A 1,199-nucleotide genomic window follows, 5' to 3' on the forward strand; every position below is an offset into this window, starting at 1 on the left:
GGCGGATGCGGCGCTCGAACCGCGTGACGAGCAGACCCCCCGCGACCATGCCCGCCGCAGCGAACACCAGCATGAACACGACCGGGGTCGCGAAGAGCCTCTCGAGCGCCGGCAGCCTGTTGATGAACGGGATCTCGCCGGTGAGGTTCTGAGCGACGTACACCGGCCCGAGCGCCACGATCGAGCCGCCGCCGAGGATCGCGAGGCTCACGGCGGTGATGAAGCCCCGCAACTCGCGGTGGCTGCGCAGGAACCGAAACGACTCGATGACGTCCAGGCCGATCATCTTCAGCGACAGCTTGCCCTGACGCCCGGGCGCGCAGTCCTGGAGGATGAGGAAGATGCACGCCGCCGAGAACAGGAAGGTCAGCGCGTCGAGGATGATGCCGGCACGCGGGCCGAGCAGTTCCGGCGCGATCGGCCCGACGAGCTGCGCCACGAACGGGAAGCCGGAGTTGAGGATCCATCGCACGATCGCCTCGAAGCCCGCGAGGATGGCGCCCGACGCGGTCAGGCCGATGAGCAGGCTCGCCTGCTGGGTCGTGTACGCGAGCCCGTTCGCGGGCGCGACCAGCTCCGGCTCGATCAGCGACGGGATGTAGGCGTTGCGCGCGGGGTTGAAGAACAGCGACGCGGTCTCCATCAGCATGACCACGAGGTAGATGATCGCGAGGTTGTTCGTGAACAGCAGCAGCGCGAGGCACGCGCGCACCAGGTCGCACGCGATCATGAGCCGCCGGCGGTCGAACCGGTCGACGAGCGCCCCGACCACCCCGGTGAACAGCAGCGACGGCACGATCTTGGCGATCCAGATGCCCGCGACGGCGAACGCCGACCCGCCGGACAGGTTCGTGACCAGCGGGATCAGGAAGCCGACGACGAGCCAGTCGCCCACGCCCGAGACGAACTGCGACATCCACAGCAGCCGGAACCGCCGGTCGCGCACCAGCGTCCGGAACGCGCGCGAGCTCTCGGCCTCGGCCGTGCCCTCCGTGCTCGCGGCGACCGCGTCCGCCATGTCGGCTATGCCACATCCACGACGGCCGACCGCATCGCGCAGCAGCCGAGCGCGACGGCGACGGGCAGCGCCGCGATGTGGCACGGCGCGGTCTCGACGTGCACCGCGAGCGCGGTCGTACGCCCGCCCATGCCCGCGGGGCCGATGCCGAGCGCATTGACCGCCGCGAGCAGCTCCGCCT

The 1,199-nt window shown here is 70.4% G+C and carries 2 protein-coding genes; both read right to left on the reverse strand.

Annotated elements, in window-relative coordinates:
• Positions 1-1,018, reverse strand: a 1,018-nt coding sequence (locus tag FDZ70_11040) for an MFS transporter (GenBank protein ID TLM65542.1), incomplete at its 3' end; no start/stop codon positions are given.
• A gap of 5 nt (positions 1,019-1,023) precedes the next feature.
• Positions 1,024-1,199 (reverse strand): fumarate hydratase (locus tag FDZ70_11045; GenBank protein ID TLM65543.1); only part of this gene is annotated, 176 nt, incomplete at its 5' end.

Source organism: Actinomycetota bacterium (assembly GCA_005774595.1).
Lineage (GTDB): Bacteria > Actinomycetota > Coriobacteriia > Anaerosomatales > D1FN1-002 > D1FN1-002.